The sequence below is a fragment of the Exiguobacterium aurantiacum DSM 6208 genome (genome assembly GCF_000702585.1).
Lineage (GTDB): Bacteria > Bacillota > Bacilli > Exiguobacteriales > Exiguobacteriaceae > Exiguobacterium > Exiguobacterium aurantiacum.
In genome coordinates this window covers 2,489,803-2,508,921 of the sequence record NZ_JNIQ01000001.1, presented here as the reverse complement: position 1 = coordinate 2,508,921, position 19,119 = coordinate 2,489,803, and the positions used below count along the sequence as shown (strand labels likewise).

Here is a 19,119-nt window from a genome sequence, read left to right as displayed (position 1 = left end):
AAGATGGCCTATCAAATATTGATTAACTTTTTCTTGGCGTTCATCTGGATGTTCCTCACGGGATCGTTCACGACATACGGATTCTTGATCGGTTACTTGCTCGGTCTTCTCGTCATCTTCATGATGCGCCGCTTCTTCCGTGAATCCGGAACGAGCTTTTACTTCACTCGCGTGATCAAGCTCTTCAAGTTGCTGCTCATTTTCTCCCGCGAGCTCGTCATGGCGAACTTCGAGGTGTTGCGCCTCGTCCTCAGTCCAAAGCTCGAGATTCAACCAGGAATCTTTCGCTACGAGACGACGCTCAAGTCGGGTTGGAAAATCAGTCTCTTGTCGATGCTGATCTCGCTCACACCAGGGACGCTCGTCGTCCAAGTGTCGCAAGACAGCAAAATCCTCTATATCCATGCGCTCCATATGCCGGATAAAGAGGCGCTCAAGCAAGACATTTACGATAACTTTGAATCTAGCATTAAGGAGGCGACGGAATGATGGACATCTTGGACATTTTGATTTACATCTCGCTCGCCATCCTACTGCTCGCGATGCTGTTCATGTTGTACCGCGTCGTCAAAGGACCGACGACTGCTGACCGCGTCATCGCCCTCGACTCGATCGGTATCGCCTTGATTTCGGTCGTCGCCCTTTTGTCGATCTTGCTCGACACGACGATGTTCTTCGAGGTTATTTTGTTGCTCAGTATCCTCGCCTTCATCGGGACGGTGGCGTTCTCGAAATTCTTAGAGAGAGGGGAGATCATCCATCATGACCGCGACAATGATCTTTGATATATTGACCGGCATTTTCACGATCATCGGGGTGTTCTTCACGGTCGTCGCGGCGATCGGCCTCATCCGTTTGCCTGACATCTACTCGCGGACCCATGCGGCCTCGAAGTCGGCGACGCTCGGCGTCATGTTCGTGTTGTTCGCGGCCGTCTTACACGTCTGGGTCGACCAGCGCGTGTTCGATGCCCGTCTCTTGCTCGGGTTGTTCTTCGTTCTGTTGACCGCACCGGTCGGCGGACATTTGATCGCCCGCGCCGCACATTCGAAAGGCGTCCCGCTTTGGGAGAAGTCGCTTCAGGATGCGTTGAAAGAAGATAAGGATAAAGGATTGGAATGACAAAAAGACTCGCTGCGGCGAGTCTTTTTGTATGTCGTGATTGGTGATGACACATCGGGCGGCGCTGGAGAGAAGTACACAGGCGTTCAAATCAAATAGCTCAAGTCGGATGCCGACGTCGGATACGCGAACTGCAAGTGTTTCACGTGTTGATGGCTGATGTTGTTCTGTATAATGAACGAGAATAGGTTGATCAGTTCCGGCGCATGCTGGCCGATCAGATGGGCGCCGAGCACATGACCGTCATGACTGAGCAACACGCGGGAGAAGGCGGTCTGATCGTTGATACGTTCATACGTCAAAAAGTGAGACAAGTCATTGTCCTTACATTCGAAGTCAAGCCCTTTCGCTTTCGCCTCGTCGATCGTCAAACCGACCTTGGCGATAGGAGGGGACGTGAAGACGACGGTCGGGGCCGGTCGTTCCGGAAATGGGCGCGTGTTGCCCCGAAGCAAGTTGAGCGCGGCGATCCTGCCTTCCTGGCCGGCGAACGGGGTGAGCGGCGGGTTGTCGCTCGCGCTGACGTCACCGGCCGCATAGACGAACGGATTCGTCGTCTGCAAATACTCATTGACGCGAATGCCGTCTTTGTCGGAGTCGATGCCGGCGGCGTCCAAACGGAGCCGCTCGATGCTCGGGATGCGTCCCGAGGCGTTAAGGACGACTCCTTCAAGGGTAGAGTCATCTGACAACGTCAAGACGTTCCCATCGAGCCGAGCCGGTTCGACCCCGTATCGGACGTCGATGCCGATGTGGATCGTCTCGTCGACGAGACGTTTCACGATCTTCCGGTCGAACGCCTTCAACGCGCGCGATCGGATGAGGAGCGTGACACGACTCCCGAAGCGACGGAGGATGTGGGCGAATTCGAATGCGATATAGCCTGCCCCGACGATCGTGATGGCTTCCGGCAACGTCTCGAGGTCGAAAATATCGTCACTCGTGATGGCACCGTCTCCACCGGGGATATCGAGCGGACGGGGGATGAGCCCGGTCGCGATGATGAATTGATGCGCCGAGACCTCGTGTCCCTCGATGACGATTGAGTCTTCGTCGACGAAATGGGGCTCGCCTTCGAACAAATCGATGCCGCGCTCTTTCCAGTTGTGCGTCTTTGTCGTCGGGACGGCAAAACGATATTCGTCGAGGCGCCGCTTGAACATGCTCCAGTCGAGCGTGATGTCCCCTTTGACGCCGAGCGATTTCATTTGATTGACGCGGGTGAGGAGCTCGACTCCTTCCGCAAGCATCTTTTTTGGGTCGCAGCCGCGTTGCGGACATGTCCCGCCGAACGTCCAGTTCTCGACGATGGCAACTTGTTTACCGGCGTCGCACAGAACGTTAGCGGCTTGGCTCGCTGCCGAACCGCTCCCGAGGATGATGACGTCGTACCGTTTCATAAAATTCCCTCCCTCTAAGACTTCACCCTATTTTTTCCCGTCCTAGAGGAAGCTAAACTGAGGTGATCGAACTTGAGTCAGACCGACCATATTAAACATAAACTGGCGCTGCTGCCGGATGAGCCTGGCTGTTACTTGCATAAGAACGAGTACGGCGAGGTCATTTACGTCGGGAAAGCGAAAAACTTAAAGAATCGCGTCCGGTCTTACTTCACTGGGGCGCACGACATCAAGACGATGCGACTCGTCGCCGAGATCCGTGACTTCGAGTACATCGTCACGGCGAGCGAGCTCGAGGCGTTGTTGCTCGAGATGACGCTCATTAAAAAGCACGACCCGAAGTACAACATCCGTCTGAAAGACGACAAGACGTACCCGTACATCAAAATCACGAATGAGCCGTACCCGCGATTGCTGACGACGCGGAAGCTGAAAAAAGACGGAGGCCACTATTTCGGGCCTTACCCGAACGCCTACGCCGCGAACGAGACGAAGCGACTGCTCGACAAGCTGTACCCGCTAAGGAAGTGTCAGCCGATGCCGAGGAAGCTGTGCCTGTATTATCATATCGGGCAATGTCTCGGTCCGTGCGAGCTCGCCGTCGATACGGACGACCAGAAAGCGATCGTCCAGGAGATTCGTGGTTTCTTGAACGGGGAGACGGCCGAGACGCTCGCGAAGCTCGAGGTCGATATGGTCAAGGCGGCCGAAGAGATGCAGTTCGAACGAGCGGCCGAGCTGCGCGACCAGATTCGGGCTGTCGAGTCGATTATGAACAAGCAGAACATGATTACCGCCGATCCGACGGCACGTGACGTCTTCGGCTACACGCTCGACCGAGGTTGGATGTGTGTCCAAGTGTTCTATATGCGGGGCGGCAAGATGATCGAGCGCGACGTCTCGCTCTTCCCGCTCCACGGTGAGCCGTCGGAAGAACTCGAAAGTTTCATCGTCCAATTCTACGAACAGAACGTGTTGCCAAAAGAAGTGCTCGTCCCGGAAATCGTCCGCATCGACTTGTTGAACGATGCGCTCGGCACGAAAGTGATGCAGCCGAAACGAGGAGCGAAACGACAACTGCTCGCCCTCGCGACGAAGAACGCGGAGATCGCGCTGAACGAGAAGTTCGAACTGCTCGCCCGTGACGAAGAACGGACGCTCCTCGCTATGCGCGAACTCGGTGAGGCGATCGGCATCCCGAACTTGTCGCGCGTCGACATCATCGATAACGCCAACATTCAAGGAAGTGACGCCGTCTCGGCGCTCGTCGTCTTCGAGGACGGCAAACCGCTTAAAAAAGAATATCGGAAATATAAGATTCGCACCGTCCAAGGGCCGGACGATTACGAGACGATGCGCGAAGTCGTCCGTCGTCGCTTCCGCCGCTTGTTGACCGAAGAGAAACGGTTGCCGGACTTGCTGTTGATCGATGGGGGGATCGGGCAGTTGAACGCGGCGCTCGATGTGTTGCATAACGAGTTCGGCCTCGATTTGCCCGTCGGCTCGTTGAAGAAGGATGACCGTCACCGGACGAGCCAGCTCTTGTTCGGTGAAGGCGGTGGGGTGATCGAATTGAACTCGCGCTCGAGTGCGTTCTACTTGTTGCAGCGGATGCAAGACGAGGTCCACCGCTTCGCCATCACATTCCACCGCAGTTTGCGGACGAAGAAGATGACGAAATCGGTGCTCGATGACATCCCGGGTGTCGGTCAGAAACGCCGCCAGCAGCTCATTCGCCACTTCGGGTCGATGAAACAGATTCGCCTGGCGTCACTCGAACAGTTGAAAGAGGCAGGCTTGCCCGAGAAACTCGCTGAGACTGTTTTACAGCACGTGCACGAGGAGACGGATGAATGAGAAAGAGCCGATGCGGTCAATCGCATCGGCTCTTCGTCATTCGTACGTGTCTTTTCGGTCTAATTGGACGGTGATGTGGACGGCTTCACGTGCCGGGTCGGCATAGCCTTCGGCGACGCATTGGAGACGACCGGCGATTTGTTCGGCTAAAAAGCCAGCCTCGAGCTGGTAATAGCCTGTCGCTTTTTGCTGCGTCGAAGGAGGAGGGACGAGTTCGAACACGAACTTGTTCCCTTTCTCTTTCACAAGAGACAATTGTCCCCATCCGGCTTCTTCGAAAAACGCACACAGCTCCTCGTCCGGCATAACCGGGAACTTGCGGGCGATCCGTTTGCCGGACCAATAGATGACTTGGCCGTAATCGTCTCCGAGCAAGTCTGTCAACACATAATCGCGCAACAATTCGATCGCGAAAGTGGGTTGGCTCATGGTTTCCATCTTCTTCCATCACTCCAATCTCTCTATACCATTATAACGACGAATTGGGATTTGGTCACCGAGAATTTTCTAAAAGAATGTGCCAGAAATCGGTCAGGTTGTCTTGTCATACAATTTTCACAAGAGTAGAATAGGAGTCAGAAAGCTATATTTAGATTTGAAAACGCTTTTATTGACAAAACGAGCCAACTGCTCGTAAAAAGGGGGAACTAGAATGGCGTCGCGTCGTGACTATTTCAGTCGTAAAGTCCATTCGCTACTTGGGGTCATCCCAATCGGCTTGTTTTTGATCGTCCACTTATCGGTCAACTACTACATCGTCGATGGGGTGGAGTCGTTCAACAAGGCAGCAAAATTCATGGAGAGCTTACCGTATTTATACTTCCTTGAAGTGACGGTCATCGCCTTGCCGATGATTTTCCACGGGGTGTATGGCGTGTACTATGCGTTTCTCGGATCGATCAACTCGAACCGTTATTCGTACGCCCGCAACTGGATGTATATTTTACAGCGCTTCACAGGCGTCTTCCTCGTCATCTTCATCGCATGGCACGTTTGGGAAACGCGCTTGGCGAAGATGCGTGGGGTCGAGGTCAACGCGGAGATGATGCAAAACATCGTCGACAATCCGCTCATGCTCATCTTCTACATAGTCGGGATCCTCTCGGCTACGTTCCACTTCGCGAACGGACTTTGGTCGTTTGCGATCACGTGGGGAATCACACAGTCACCTCGTTCGCAACGCTTTATGAGCTACGTGTCAGGTGCCGTGTTCTTGGCACTATCTTTTGTCGGACTTCGTTCAATCTTGACGTTCGCCGGCATCTTGTAATAGGGGGAAATTTACATGGCAAATCAAAGTTTGATCGTCATCGGTGGCGGTCTAGCTGGACTCATGGCGACAATCAAGTCGGCAGAGATGGGTGTTCCGGTTAAACTATTCTCGCTTGTACCGGTCAAGCGTTCACATTCGGTCTGTGCACAAGGCGGCATCAACGGTGCCGTCAACACGAAAGGGGAAGGGGATTCTCCTTGGCAACACTTCGATGACACGGTTTACGGCGGCGACTTCCTTGCCAACCAACCGCCTGTCCAAAAGATGGCAGAAGCGGCACCTAAAATCATCCACATGTTCGACCGGATGGGTGTCATGTTCAACCGGACGCCGGAAGGTCTCCTTGACTTCCGTCGCTTCGGGGGCACGCTCCATCACCGGACGGCTTATGCCGGTGCGACGACGGGGCAGCAGCTCCTCTACGCACTAGACGAGCAGGTCCGACGTTTCGAGGCACAAGGTCTCGTCGAGAAGTATGAGGGCTGGGAGTTCCTCCGGGCCATCATCGATGAGGCGGGCGTGTGCCGCGGTGCGGTCTGTCAAGACCTTCGTTCGATGGAGATTAAAGCGTTCCCGTCGGATGCGGTCATTCTCGCGACAGGCGGACCGGGCGTCATTTTCGGCAAATCGACGAACTCGGTCATCAACACCGGCCAAGCGGCCGGTGCGGTCTATCGCCAAGGAGCGGTCTACGCGAACGGCGAGTTCATCCAAATCCACCCGACGGCCATTCCTGGTGACGACAAACTTCGTCTCATGAGTGAGTCGGCGCGTGGGGAAGGCGGCCGCGTCTGGACGTATAAAGACGGCAAGCCTTGGTACTTCCTTGAAGAGAAGTATCCGGCTTACGGGAACCTCGTGCCGCGTGACATCGCGACACGTGAGATTTTCGACGTCTGCGTCAACCAAAAGCTCGGCGTCAACGGTGAGAACATGGTATATCTCGATTTGTCGCATAAAGACTCGAAAGAGCTCGACATCAAACTCGGCGGCATTCTCGAGATTTACGAGAAGTTCGTCGGGGACGACCCGCGTAAAGTACCGATGAAAATTTTCCCGGCCGTTCACTATTCGATGGGCGGACTATGGGTCGACTACGACCAGATGACGAACATCCCAGGATTGTTCGCGGCTGGGGAATGTGACTACTCGATGCACGGGGCGAACCGTCTCGGGGCGAACTCGCTCTTGTCTGCCGTCTACGGCGGGATGGAAGCCGGTCCGTCGGCCGTCAACTACATGCGCGGCCTCGATCAAGCGACCGAGAGCGTGCCAGAAGCGCTCTTTAACTTCAACGAGCGTGAAGAAATCGAACGATTCAATGAGATTCTCGGGATGGACGGCACGGAGAACGCCTACCAAATCCACCGTGAGCTCGGTGAACTGATGACGGACAACGTTACCGTCGTCCGCTATAACGACAAGCTCATTGCGACGGACAAAAAGCTTCAAGAACTCCGCGCTCGTTTCAACAACATCTCAGCGACCGATACGGCTCGCTGGAGCAACCAAGGGGCATCGTTCATCCGACAACTCGACCATATGCTCGACCTCGCACGCGTCATCACACTCGGTGCATTGAAACGTGACGAGAGCCGTGGGGCCCATTACAAACCGGACTTCCCGGAGCGTGATGACGAGCAGTTCATGAAGACGACGATGGCACGTTACAACGAAGGGGAAGTCGATATCTCGTATGAAGAGATCGACGTTTCGTTAATCCCGCCACGTAAACGGGATTACTCGAAGAAAGGGGCGAAGACGAAATGACGACGCCGATGCAATCTGAACAAAAAGACATCCGTTTCATCATTGAACGCCAAGATGGACCGGATCAACCGACCTACACCGAGGAGTTCATGGTTCCGTACCGTCCGAACATGAACGTCATCTCGGCACTTATGGAAATTCGCCGGAACCCGGTCAACGCCGAAGGCGACAAGACGACACCGATCAACTGGGACATGAACTGTCTCGAAGAAGTGTGTGGCGCTTGTTCAATGATCATCAACGGCAAACCGCGTCAATCGTGTACGGCGCTCGTCGATAAGCTCGAGCAGCCGATCCGCTTGTCGCCGATGAAGACGTTCCCGGTCATTCGTGACCTTCAAGTCGACCGTCAGCGCATGTTCGACGCGTTGAAAAAAGTGAAGGCGTGGGTCCCGATCGATGGCACGTACGACCTCGGTCCAGGACCGCGGATGCCAGAGAACAAACGGCAATGGGCGTATGAACTATCGAAATGTATGACGTGCGGCGTCTGCCTCGAGGCATGCCCGAACGTTAACGACAAGTCGAACTTCATCGGACCGGCGGCGATTTCGCAAGTCCGTCTCTTTAACTCGCACCCGACAGGCGCCTTCCACGCGGAAGATCGTTTGGAAGCGCTCATGGAAGACGGCGGCATCATGCAGTGCGGTAACGCACAAAACTGTGTCGAAGTTTGTCCGAAAGGCATCCCGCTCACGACGTCGATCGCTGCGATGAACCGTCAGACGACGCTTCACTCGTTCAAGTCGTTCTTCGGAAGCGACAAAGGCCGCACCGGTTCTGCGGTCGAGGCGTAAGGGTCGCCGATGACGAAATACTTCCGCGAACCCGATTGGGAAACACGTGTCAAAAGAGGGGTCGCCCTCGACGTCAAGGTCCGCTTCTCGGAGTGTGACCCGTACGGCCACATGAACAACACGATCCCGTTCATCTACTTTGAAGATGCGCGGATCGAGTTGCTCGAGACGACAGAATTTTCGTTAAAAGACGGTTTCGTCGTCGTGGCGGACGCCCAGTGCGACTATGTAAGACAAGTGATGCCGCGTCAACAGCTGACGGTGTATGCCAATGTCTTGACGGTCGGAAACACTTCATGTGATATTCATTACGGGGCGTATGACGGAGACCAATTGCTATTCGCCGGCCGCACGAGCCTCGTGCATTTGTCGAAAGACGGCCGTCCGACGGAATGGACTCCAGAATATAAAAATCGCTTGCAGAATTTTTGCGAATCCGCTATCATTTGATAATGAGTTCACAAACAATTATTCTGCAGGTTCGCCCGCAGAATTGAAATTTGAAGGGAGACCATCAAGTCATGGAAAAAACATTCACAGTCGTTGCTGATTCAGGGATTCACGCTCGTCCAGCTACTCAGCTCGTAAACACAGCTTCTAAGTTCCAATCAGATATCAACCTCGAGTACAACGGTAAGACAGTTAACTTGAAGTCAATCATGGGTGTACTTTCACTCGGAATCGCGAAAGATTCAACAATCAAAATCACTGCAGCAGGTGACGATGCAGAAGAAGCGATCAACACGCTTTCTGACATGCTCACTAGCGAAGGTCTTGCTCAGTAATTCGAGCAACGGACGAGGCGGCCAATCGGCTACCTCGTCTTTTTGTTTGTCACATGACCGTTTCTTTTGCCGGAACGGCTTTTTTGGTAAGATAGATGGGAATGGAAGTGATCACATGAAACGAGCGATTGGAGTACTCGATTCCGGGGTCGGCGGCTTGACGGTAGTCAAAGAATTGATGCGCCAACTCCCAAAAGAAGAAATCATTTACATCGGTGACACGGAACGTTGTCCGTACGGACCGCGCCCGCACGATGAGATTGAGGCATATACGTGGGAACTGATCGAGTTCCTGCTCAGCAAAAACGTGAAGATGATCGTCATCGCCTGCAACACGGCGACGGCCGTCGTCTTGAAGGAAGCGCGCAAGCGCCTCCATATCCCGGTCATCGGGGTCATCGACCCGGGTGCCCGGGCCGCCGTCAAAGGCACGCGCAACAAACATATCGGCGTCATCGGGACGAAAATGACGATTGAGAGCAACTCGTACGAGACGGCACTCCGTCACGTCGCGGGCGCAGTCGACGTCTATTCGCTCGCCTGCCCGCCGTTCGTCCCGCTCGTCGAGGCGGGGGAACTTGACGGGGAGCGCGTCCGCTCGATCGTCGAGGAGACGCTCCGTCCGCTCCAACCTTCGGAGATGGACACGCTCATCCTTGGTTGCACGCATTACCCGCTTCTCGCACCGGTCATCCAAGACGTCGTGGGGCCGGACGTCCACCTCATCTCGTCTGGGGACGAGACGGCGCTCGAAGTGGCGGCCATACTCGATTTCCAAGAGCTCGAGAACGACCTCGACACCGTACCGGCGCACCAGTTTTACGCGACCGGCGACGTCGACATGTTCAATCGACTGGCGACAGAGTGGCTCGGTCTTTCCGTCAAGGCGGAGAAAGTGGAGGTGTCGCTAAATGCGTAACGAACGTAAACACGATGAATTAAGAACGGTCGAGATCATCCCGCACGTGAACAAACACGCGGAAGGCTCGGTCCTCATCTCGATCGGCGACACGAAAGTCATCTGTACGGCGACCGTCGAGGAGCGCGTCCCGAACTTCTTGCGCGGGAAAAAACAAGGGTGGATCAACGCCGAGTACGCGATGCTCCCTCGCGCGACCGGGGACCGGACCGTGCGCGAAGCGGTGCGCGGGAAACAATCGGGTCGGACGATGGAAATCCAGCGGTTGATCGCCCGGAGCTTACGATCGGTCGTCGACTTGGAACGACTCGGCGAACGGACGATTTGGATCGACTGTGACGTCATCCAAGCGGACGGCGGCACACGGACCGCGTCGATCACCGGCGGTTTCTGTGCGCTCGTCCTCGCGGTCGACGCGCTCATCCGCCAAGGGAAACTGGCGGACACCCCGATCAAGGAAGGCGTCGCCGCCATCTCGGTCGGACGGACCGATGCGCTCGTCCTCGATTTGAACTATGAGGAAGACGCGGCGGCGGAAGTCGACATGAACGTCGTCATGACGGCGAGCGGTCGTTTCGTCGAAGTGCAAGGTACAGGAGAAGAGGCGACGTTCACGCTCCAAGAGATGAACGAGATGCTCTTGCTCGCCCAAGGCGGGATCGAGCAGCTGTTCAAAGCAGCGGAAGATGCGCTCGGCGCCTCATGGTGGTACGTCGGTGAACAGATGGAGGAAACGACATGAAGTTGATTGTAGCAACACGAAACAAAGGCAAAGTCGTCGAAATCGAAGGCATGCTCACGCCGCTCGGCTTTGAAGTCGAGTCGCTCCTCGATTATCCGGACGCGCCGGAAACGGACGAGACCGGTACGACGTTCGAAGCGAACGCCGAACTGAAGGCGACCGAGGCGGCCCGTTATTTCGGCCACGCGGTACTCGCCGATGACTCAGGTCTTGAGGTCGACGCGCTCGACGGGGCACCGGGCATTTACTCGGCACGCTTCGCCGGACCGGAAAAATCAGACGCCGCGAACAACGCGCTTCTTTTAGAGAAGTTGAACGGGGCAAACGACCGCTCTGCGCGCTTCGTCTGCGCACTCTGTCTCGCAAAACCGTCGGGGGAGACACTGACGGTGCGCGGGACGCTCGAAGGCACGATCGGCTATGCGCCGCATGGCGAGAACGGGTTCGGGTACGACCCACTCTTCATCGTCCCGTCGCTTCATAAGACGGCGGCCGAGCTCGAGCGCGATGAGAAGGCGGCGGTCAGCCACCGCGGCCAAGCGTTGCGCAAGTTGGAGGCAGAAATCATTTCGTTCATGGAAGGGTGAGCCGTATGCGTTTTCTAATCGTCAGTGACAGTCACGGATTGACAGAAGAACTATTGAGCATCTTCAACCGGCACGAACAAGAGATTGATGACGCGTTCCATTGCGGGGACTCGCAGCTCGCGCTCGTTGATGAGCACTTGCTGCCGTATCGGACCGTGCGCGGCAACTGCGACTTTGGTGGGGACTTGCCGCTCGAACGGGTCGAGACGACACCTGTTGGAACGATCCTGATCGTTCACGGCCATCACCACGATGTGAAGTACGACTTGAACCGATTGCGCTACCGGGCCGAGGAAGTCGGGGCGAGCGTCGTCTTGTTCGGGCATTCCCACGTCGCCGGTGCGTTGATCGAGGACGGGGTCGTGTATATCAACCCGGGCTCGATTCGGATGCCGCGCGGCCGGAGTGACAAGACGTATGCGCTCCTTGACTTAGGGAACGGAGAGGCAGCGGTCCGCTTTTATCGATCGGAGGACGGTTCGCCTGTCCCAGACCTCGATGTGAGCGGAAAGCTGTGACGGAATGAAAAGAAGGAATTGACAGCAAACCATTTTTCTATTATAGTTTTCTTGTCAATGTCCCAATAGCTCAGCTGGATAGAGCAACGCCCTTCAAGACAAATAGGAGCCTTTATAGGGAAACAAGAACCTATAAAGTGGACGACACTATATCGGTGAAGCCTTAACAGATCATGCTGATGGTAATACCGAGGAAACTTGTACCTTTTCGGAGGTCGAGCTGGTTCGAAGGACTGCAATTGCTGCAGAGGTAGAACCGGTAAAGGAACGATTACGTTCGTGAGGTTCCGTAGAGACTACACGTGTCGCACCTGAAACGGTGAAGATATAGTCCAGACTACAAACAACACACGTTGGTGGCGAAAGCCATGGTGGTAAGCTAAGGCGTCGGTCGGGGGTTCGAATCCCTCTTGGGACACTTCCATTTAAAATAGAGATAGCCTCCACGGGGGCTGTCTCTTTTTTCGTTTTTCTCGGGAAACATTTGACAATCCGCATTTTCCTAAGGAAGATGGAGAAGAGTGGAAGAAAGGGTGTGGGGAGATGGAGAAAAATCAGCAGTATCCGTTTCCGGGGAACTGGACACGACTTCAAAAGATGGTGAAAGAGGCCGATGTGGCCGGGGAGCGGCAACGCATCGAACCGGTACTATGGGACTGGTACGAAGAACTAAACGGGGACACGTACTTGTTCATGGAAATCTTTCAATGTTTGATGGAACGTCCGGACGAGCCGGAGACGCTCGAGCGACTCGAAGAGCTTGTCACGACACAGATGGAGACGTCGGACGAACCGGAAACGTGCGGTCTTCAAATCGCCCAATATTACATCATGCGCGACCAGCCGTTCGAAGCGGCGCATTGGATTGAAAAGTACTTGAGCGTCCAAGACGGGGACCACGTGAATACGCAAGCGTATCAGGTGCTTCAAGTGTTGAAGCTGACGGAGTTCCCGGCGGCGATCGCGAAACTGAAGCGGACGCTCCATCGAGGGAGCACCGCCGAACAAATCGAGATGCTCGCTCACGTCCATTTCAATATCGATGACGTGCTCGATAACGTGCTGAAGGCGTACCTCCTCGAAGATCGGCCGAAAGTGATCAAAGTGATGGTGCTCGAGCGGGCGATCGCCGAACTTGAGATGATTGAATGGACCGATCGCGGGGAACGGTACGTGTATGACCGAAGCGAGGCGAGCACGTTCGCGCGCGAATGGGGCTTCACGTTCGGTGATTTGCAAAAGCGATTTTATGGCGATGAGATCGCGACACAGTTATCGACGAACTATTGTTACGTCCATTATCCGTTCGTCCCCCATCTCGCCGATGAGTTGGAACCGGCCATCCTTGAAGCGAAGCGGGCGATGTTGAACGCAATGGAAACGACCGGTCTTGCCGGGGAAATACTAGAGGCGGACGCCTCGTTCACACGGTCGCTCCTCGACTAAATCGTTGTGTGCTCATGTGGGATTTATGCTATAATACGGATTGTTGTACATTTTTGTACGTATAAATGAATTGTTGGAGGGACTTAGCATGACAGCAAAATGGGAAAAAACATCAGGTAGCCAAGGCGTACTCACGTACGAAGCACCTGCAGAAGCTTTTGATAAAGCAGTCGACGCAGCATTCAAAGACGTCGTCAAAACTTTGAACGTGCCTGGTTTCCGTAAAGGGAAATTGCCACGCCCAATGTTTAACAAAATGTACGGTGAAGAGGCGCTTTACCAAGACGCACTCGACATCCTCTACCGCGACACGGTTCAATCTGCAGTCGAAGAAGCTGGTTTCGAACCAATCGCACTCGAAAACATCGATGTAGACGGCACGCTCGAAAAAGGCAAACCTGTAACGTTCAAAGTAACGTTCGTTGTTGAGCCTGAAGCTGAGCTTGGCGAGTACAAAGGTCTCGAGTACGAAGCTGTTGAAACGACAGTCACTGACGAAGAAGTCACAGCAGAACTTGACGCACTTCAACAGCAAGGCGCTGAGCTTGCTGTTAAAGAAGGCGCAGTCGAAAACGGCGATACAGCTGTATTTGATTTCGCAGGTTTCGCTGATGGCGAGCAGTTCGAAGGCGGCACAGCTGAGAACTACACGCTTGAAATCGGTTCAGGCCAATTCATCCCTGGATTCGAAGAGCAAATGGTCGGCATGACGGCTGGTGAAGAAAAAGACGTTGAAGTAACATTCCCTGAAGAGTACCACGCTGACAACTTGGCGGGTAAACCAGCGACATTCAAAGTCAAGCTTCACGAAGTCAAAGCGAAGCAAGTACCTGAGCTCGACGATGAGTTCGCAAAAGATATCGACGAGTCAGTATCTTCACTCGACGAATTGAAAGCGAAAATCCGTGAGCGCTTAGAAGCAGGCAAGAAGCAAGAAGCAGACGGCACGATGCGCGACCAACTCGTTGAACAAGCGACGGCAAACGCGACAATCGACGTACCCGCTGTCCTCGTTGAGCAAGAAGTAGATCGCATGGTTCAAGAGTTCGGCACTCGTGTATCTTCACAAGGAATCGACCTCAACATGTACTTCGAGCTTACAGGAACTTCTGAAGACGCAATGCGTGAAGAGATGAAAGAGCAAGCTGAAGAGCGCGTTAAAGCTCGTCTCGTCTTGAAAGCGATCGCTGAAAAAGAAGCAATCGAAGTGTCTGACGAAGATGCTGAGAAAGAGCTCGAAGAAATGTCGAAGCTCTACAACATCGCACCAGACCAACTCCGCACGATGCTCGCGCCACAAGGCGGAATCGAGACACTTAAAGGTGACCTCAAGTTCCGTAAGGCAATCGACATCCTCGTCGAAAACGGGAAAGCGAAGTAATTGGATTGAAAGGACGACTGCCGCGCAGTCGTCCTTTTTTTCGTCATGACACTTTGTATGTGTTTATCTTTGATGAAGTGATTTGTTCATGCTACAATTATTGCAACGCAGAGATGTAAATGTCTTTTCACGGTGCGAGAGCACCTGAAAATACAAATAGGCGATTTATCGCACTTACATCCATTTCCATTTAGAAGGGGTGTACCGAATGTTCAAATTTAACGAGGAAAAGGGGCAACTCAAGTGCTCGTTTTGCGGGAAATCGCAAGAACAAGTCCGTAAACTAGTCGCCGGTCCTGGCGTATACATTTGTGACGAATGTATCGAGCTTTGCAACGAGATCGTCGAGGAAGAGCTCGGTGTCGAAGAGGAAGTCGAATTCAAAGACATTCCAAAACCACAAGAAATCCGTAACATCCTTGACGAGTACGTCATCGGACAAGATCGGGCGAAACGTGCGCTTTCGGTAGCTGTCTATAACCACTATAAACGCATCAACGCCGGTGGCCGCTCTGATGATGTCGAACTTTCGAAGTCGAACATCGTCATGATCGGACCAACTGGTAGCGGTAAGACGCTTCTCGCTCAAACGATGGCTCGCGTCTTGAACGTCCCGTTCGCAATCGCGGACGCGACGAGCTTGACGGAAGCCGGTTACGTCGGCGAAGACGTCGAGAACATCTTGCTCAAGCTGATCCAGTCGGCTGACTACGATGTCGAGAAGGCTGAAAAAGGGATCATCTATATCGATGAGATCGATAAGATTGCCCGCAAGTCGGAAAACCCATCGATCACGCGCGACGTGTCAGGTGAAGGTGTCCAACAAGCGTTGCTCAAAATTCTTGAAGGAACGACTGCGAGCGTCCCACCACAAGGTGGACGGAAGCATCCGCATCAAGAGTTCATCCAAATCGATACGACGAACATCTTGTTCATCGTCGGCGGCGCGTTCGCCGGTATCGAAGCGGTCGTCAAACGCCGTATCGGTAAAAAAGTCATCGGTTTCGGGAACGACCAAGAGAACCGCGAGTTGACGCAAGAAGACTTGCTCGCCCGCGCATTGCCGGAAGACCTTCAAAAATTCGGATTAATCCCTGAATTTATCGGGCGTCTGCCGGTCATGGCGACGCTCACGACGCTCGATGAAGAAGCGCTCGTCGAGATCTTGACGAAGCCGAAAAACGCACTCGTTCGTCAGTACGAGAAAATGCTCGAACTTGACGACGTCGAACTCACGTTCACCGATGAGGCGTTGATTGAAATTGCCAAACTTGCGATCAAACGTAAGACTGGCGCACGCGGTCTCCGCTCGATTATCGAAGAAATGATGCTCGATGTGATGTTCACTGTCCCATCGCGCGACGATATCGAGAAAGTCATCATCACGGATGAAACGATTACGGGTCTTGCCGGTCCGAAATACGTCCTTCGCGATGGTACTGTCGAACAGACAGGCGACAACAAAGAGACAGCATAATTTTTAACGAAGAAGGCTCAAACACTCGGCACATCCGGGTTTTGAGCCTTTTTGCACAGGAGGCGTTGTTATGGAACAATTACCAATCCTTCCTTTGCGTGGCGTCGTGGTCTATCCGCTGATCGGCGTGACGATCGATGTCGGGCGTCCGCTGTCGTTACGGGCACTCCTCGCCGCAAAGGAAAATGAGACAGATTTGATAGTCGTGACACAAAAAGAGACAGGAAAAGAAGCTCCTGAACCGGAGGACTTATACGCGATCGGGACGCGCGTCCACATCGCCAAGATGAGCGAGCTGTCGAACGAGACGGTCCGCGTCCGTCTCGTCGGGAAAGAACGCGTCACGATCACGTCGATCGAAGAGACGAAAGACGGTTGGTTCGCTGAAGTCGAACCGCTCGAACTCGTCGAAGGCGAAGAAGTCGAACGGACGGCACTCGTCCGCCTGCTCAAAGAACAGTTCGGCAAACTCGTCGGGTCGATCAAAGGGTTGTCGCCGGATGAGCGGCGCCGTTTCGAGATGTACGAGCGGCTCGAGTCACTCACCGACTACATCTCCTCGAAACTCGACATCGATGTCGATCTGCGCCAGGCGATGCTCGAAGAACCGGACGCCGTCAAGCGTGGCTTGGAGCTGCTCGAGATCATGACGCACGAAGTCGAGATCATCGAGCTCGAGCAAGAGCTGCGCGAGCGGACGAAAAAGACGATCGAGCAGGCGCAAAAAGAATATTACTTGCGCGAACAGATGAAGACGATCCAACAAGAGCTCGGGGACCAGTCGCAAGACTCGGAGCCGAACCGTCTCCGCGAGAAGCTCGAGGCGCTCGAATTGCCCGAGACGACACGGAAAAACGTCATGCGGGAAGCCGAGCGGTTGAACGTCGTCCCGGCGACGTCACCGGAGTACGCTGTCATCCGCAACTACCTCGACTGGGTCGCCTCACTGCCGTGGGGCATCGAGACCGAGGATAAACTAGACGTCAAACATGCGGCCGACGTGCTCGATGATGACCATTACGGACTCGAATCGGTGAAGGACCGCATCCTCGAATATTTGGCCGTCCGTCAATTGACGAACTCGCTGCGCGGACCGATCCTTTGTCTCGCCGGACCTCCAGGGGTTGGGAAGACGTCGCTCGCCCGTTCAATCGCTTCGGCGCTCGAACGCCATTTCGTCCGCGTCTCGCTCGGCGGGGTGCGTGACGAAGCCGAGATTCGCGGGCACCGCCGGACGTATATCGGGGCGATGCCAGGTCGCATCATCCGTGGTCTGAAGCAAGCCGAGAGTAAAAACCCCGTGTTCTTGCTCGATGAGATCGACAAGATGGCGTCTGACTTCCGGGGTGACCCGGCGTCGGCCATGCTCGAAGTGCTCGACCCGGAACAGAACGTCTCGTTCTCCGATCATTACATCGAAGAGCCGTTCGACTTGTCGAACGTCCTCTTTATCGCAACGGCGAACGACGTGTCGCAAATCCCGGCACCGCTCCTCGACCGGATGGAGCTCATTCAAATCGGCGGTTACACGGAGCTCGAGAAAGTCGAGATCGCGAAACGCCATTTGATCCCGAAACAGTATAAAGAACACGGCTTGAAAAAGAGCCAACTGACGATCAAAGAAGACGCGCTCTACGAGGTCGTCCGTCGTTATACACGCGAGGCCGGTGTCCGTAACTTAGAACGCGTCATCGGATCGCTCTGCCGGAAAGCGGCGAAACAAATCGCCATCGGTGAGAAAAAACGCGTCACCGTCTCCTTGAAGAGTCTCGGCGATTACCTCGGGAAACCGAAGTACCGTTACGGAAAAGGAGAGACGGAAGACTCGATCGGTGCCGTCACGGGCCTCGCCTACACGGCGTTCGGCGGCGACACGCTCACGATCGAGGTCGCGCTCGCGCCGGGTAAAGGCAAGTTGCAGTTGACGGGGAAACTCGGAGACGTCATGCAAGAGTCGGCCCAGACGGCGTACAGTTACGTTCGCGCCAACGCCGAACGGTTCGGCATCGACCCGTCGTTCTATGAACGGCAAGACGTCCACATTCACGTGCCAGAAGGTGCTGTCCCGAAAGACGGACCGTCGGCCGGTATTACGATCGCGACGGCCCTCATCTCGGCACTGACCGGGAAGAAAGTCCGCCGCGACATCGGTATGACCGGTGAGATCACCCTTCGCGGCCGCGTCTTGCCGATCGGCGGCTTGAAAGAGAAAGCACTTGCCGCACACCGAGCCGGGCTCACGACGATCATCATCCCGAAAGACAATGAACGTGACATCGATGACATTCAAGACACGGTCCGTGAGAAATTGACGTTCGTGCCTGTGACGATGCTCGATGAAGTACTAGAAGTAGCATTTGGAGGAAATTAAATGAAAATCACTAAAGCAGAATTTATTACGAGCGCCGTTGCACCGGACCATTATCCGGTGCACGAGTTGCCGGAAGTCGCCCTTGCCGGCCGCTCGAACGTCGGGAAATCGTCGTTCATCAACAAGATTTGTCAGCGTAAAGCGCTTGCCCGCACGTCTTCAAAGCCCGGGAAGACGCAGACGCTCAACTTCTTCAACATTAACGACGAGATCATGTTCGTCGACGTTCCGGGCTACGGCTACGCGAAAGTGTCGAAGACCGAGCGCGAGAAGTGGGGCGTCATGATGGAGCAGTACTTGACGTCGCAACAAGCGCTCCGTGGCGTCGTGCTGTTAGTCGACATCCGTCACGAGCCGACAGGGGACGACGTGACGATGTACAACTTCTTGAAGCATTACGACATCCCGGTCATCGTCGTCGCGACAAAGCTCGACAAAATCAAAAAGAGCCAACGTCAAAAACATGAAGCGGCCGTTAAACGGAAGCTCCAGTTCGACCCGTCTGACCGGTTCATCGCCTTCTCGGCGGAGACGGCAGAAGGAAAAGACGAGGCGTGGAAAGCGATCTATGATTTGTTGACACGCGAAGACGATTGATGGAAGACGAGGCAATCCCTCGTCTTTTTTGTTTTCAGGGTTACCGCAGCGGGTAAGTATCGTATAATTGTCTACAT

General features: G+C 54.5%; 20 protein-coding genes. 18 read left to right on the top strand and 2 right to left on the bottom strand.

The window, feature by feature from the left end:
* The first annotated feature begins 3 nt into the window (after positions 1-3).
* The 3 genes from P398_RS0113195 to mnhG are packed head-to-tail and all read left to right on the top strand — an operon-like array spanning position 4 to position 1,122.
* Positions 4-489: a Na+/H+ antiporter subunit E gene (locus tag P398_RS0113195; RefSeq protein WP_024369815.1), complete on the top strand. Its 486-nt coding sequence runs from the start codon at positions 4-6 to the stop codon at positions 487-489.
* Positions 486-785 carry a Na(+)/H(+) antiporter subunit F1 gene (locus P398_RS0113190; RefSeq protein ID WP_029335664.1) on the top strand — a complete coding sequence of 100 codons (300 nt, stop codon included), beginning with the start codon at positions 486-488 and terminating at the stop codon, positions 783-785. The genes P398_RS0113195 and P398_RS0113190 overlap by 4 nt, the downstream gene beginning before the upstream one ends.
* Positions 763-1,122 (top strand): monovalent cation/H(+) antiporter subunit G, encoded by a 360-nt coding sequence (gene mnhG / locus P398_RS0113185; RefSeq protein ID WP_024369817.1) that lies wholly within the window; start codon positions 763-765, stop codon positions 1,120-1,122. The genes P398_RS0113190 and mnhG overlap by 23 nt, the downstream gene beginning before the upstream one ends.
* Positions 1,123-1,208: 86 nt before the next feature.
* Here the strand turns inward: mnhG and P398_RS0113180 are convergent, their stop codons facing one another.
* Positions 1,209-2,522, bottom strand: coding sequence for a dihydrolipoyl dehydrogenase family protein (locus tag P398_RS0113180; RefSeq protein ID WP_029335663.1), 1,314 nt, complete (start codon positions 2,520-2,522; stop codon positions 1,209-1,211).
* Positions 2,523-2,594: 72 nt separating this feature from the next.
* Between P398_RS0113180 and uvrC the strand changes: the two genes are divergently transcribed.
* On the top strand, positions 2,595-4,379 hold the full coding sequence (uvrC, locus tag P398_RS0113175; protein ID WP_029335661.1) for an excinuclease ABC subunit UvrC: 1,785 nt from the start codon (positions 2,595-2,597) through the stop codon (positions 4,377-4,379).
* A 36-nt stretch (positions 4,380-4,415) separates the two neighbouring features.
* Here uvrC and P398_RS0113170 read toward each other — a convergent pair whose 3' ends face one another.
* Positions 4,416-4,808, bottom strand: coding sequence for a YslB family protein (locus tag P398_RS0113170; RefSeq protein ID WP_231557607.1), 393 nt, complete (start codon positions 4,806-4,808; stop codon positions 4,416-4,418).
* A gap of 223 nt (positions 4,809-5,031) precedes the next feature.
* Between P398_RS0113170 and P398_RS0113165 the strand changes: the two genes are divergently transcribed.
* From P398_RS0113165 to yihA, 14 genes are all read left to right on the top strand, one after another.
* Positions 5,032-5,649 (top strand): succinate dehydrogenase cytochrome b558 subunit, encoded by a 618-nt coding sequence (locus P398_RS0113165; protein WP_024369822.1) that lies wholly within the window; start codon positions 5,032-5,034, stop codon positions 5,647-5,649.
* A gap of 15 nt (positions 5,650-5,664) precedes the next feature.
* Positions 5,665-7,422 (top strand): succinate dehydrogenase flavoprotein subunit, encoded by a 1,758-nt coding sequence (sdhA, locus tag P398_RS0113160; RefSeq protein WP_029335660.1) that lies wholly within the window; start codon positions 5,665-5,667, stop codon positions 7,420-7,422.
* Between the two features lie 8 nt (positions 7,423-7,430).
* Positions 7,431-8,219: a succinate dehydrogenase iron-sulfur subunit gene (gene sdhB / locus P398_RS0113155; protein WP_174233469.1), complete on the top strand. Its 789-nt coding sequence runs from the start codon at positions 7,431-7,433 to the stop codon at positions 8,217-8,219.
* A gap of 9 nt (positions 8,220-8,228) precedes the next feature.
* The gene (locus P398_RS0113150; protein ID WP_029335659.1) at positions 8,229-8,669 is read left to right on the top strand and encodes an acyl-CoA thioesterase; all 441 of its coding nucleotides are present in this window, start codon (positions 8,229-8,231) and stop codon (positions 8,667-8,669) included.
* Between the two features lie 71 nt (positions 8,670-8,740).
* A complete protein-coding gene (locus P398_RS0113145; protein WP_024369826.1) occupies positions 8,741-9,004 on the top strand; it encodes a phosphocarrier protein HPr in 264 nt (87 codons plus the stop codon).
* Positions 9,005-9,119: 115 nt separating this feature from the next.
* Positions 9,120-9,923 carry a glutamate racemase gene (gene racE / locus P398_RS0113140; RefSeq protein ID WP_024369827.1) on the top strand — a complete coding sequence of 268 codons (804 nt, stop codon included), beginning with the start codon at positions 9,120-9,122 and terminating at the stop codon, positions 9,921-9,923.
* Positions 9,916-10,665: a ribonuclease PH gene (gene rph, locus P398_RS0113135; protein WP_024369828.1), complete on the top strand. Its 750-nt coding sequence runs from the start codon at positions 9,916-9,918 to the stop codon at positions 10,663-10,665. The genes racE and rph overlap by 8 nt, the downstream gene beginning before the upstream one ends.
* Entirely contained in the window at positions 10,662-11,252 is a 591-nt protein-coding gene (locus P398_RS0113130) for an XTP/dITP diphosphatase (RefSeq protein ID WP_029335656.1), read from the top strand. The genes rph and P398_RS0113130 overlap by 4 nt, the downstream gene beginning before the upstream one ends.
* A gap of 5 nt (positions 11,253-11,257) precedes the next feature.
* Entirely contained in the window at positions 11,258-11,770 is a 513-nt protein-coding gene (locus tag P398_RS0113125; RefSeq protein ID WP_029335655.1) for a metallophosphoesterase family protein, read from the top strand.
* Positions 11,771-12,313: 543 nt separating this feature from the next.
* Positions 12,314-13,216 (top strand): hypothetical protein, encoded by a 903-nt coding sequence (locus P398_RS0113120; protein WP_024369831.1) that lies wholly within the window; start codon positions 12,314-12,316, stop codon positions 13,214-13,216.
* Positions 13,217-13,304: 88 nt separating this feature from the next.
* Positions 13,305-14,597 (top strand): trigger factor, encoded by a 1,293-nt coding sequence (gene tig / locus P398_RS0113115; RefSeq protein ID WP_024369832.1) that lies wholly within the window; start codon positions 13,305-13,307, stop codon positions 14,595-14,597.
* Positions 14,598-14,805: 208 nt separating this feature from the next.
* Entirely contained in the window at positions 14,806-16,074 is a 1,269-nt protein-coding gene (clpX, locus tag P398_RS0113110; protein WP_024369833.1) for an ATP-dependent protease ATP-binding subunit ClpX, read from the top strand.
* 70 nt (positions 16,075-16,144) lie between these two features.
* Entirely contained in the window at positions 16,145-18,445 is a 2,301-nt protein-coding gene (gene lon, locus P398_RS0113105) for an endopeptidase La (protein ID WP_029335654.1), read from the top strand.
* The gene (gene yihA / locus P398_RS0113100) at positions 18,446-19,042 is read left to right on the top strand and encodes a ribosome biogenesis GTP-binding protein YihA/YsxC (protein WP_024369835.1); all 597 of its coding nucleotides are present in this window, start codon (positions 18,446-18,448) and stop codon (positions 19,040-19,042) included.
* Positions 19,043-19,119: the final 77 nt, after the last annotated feature.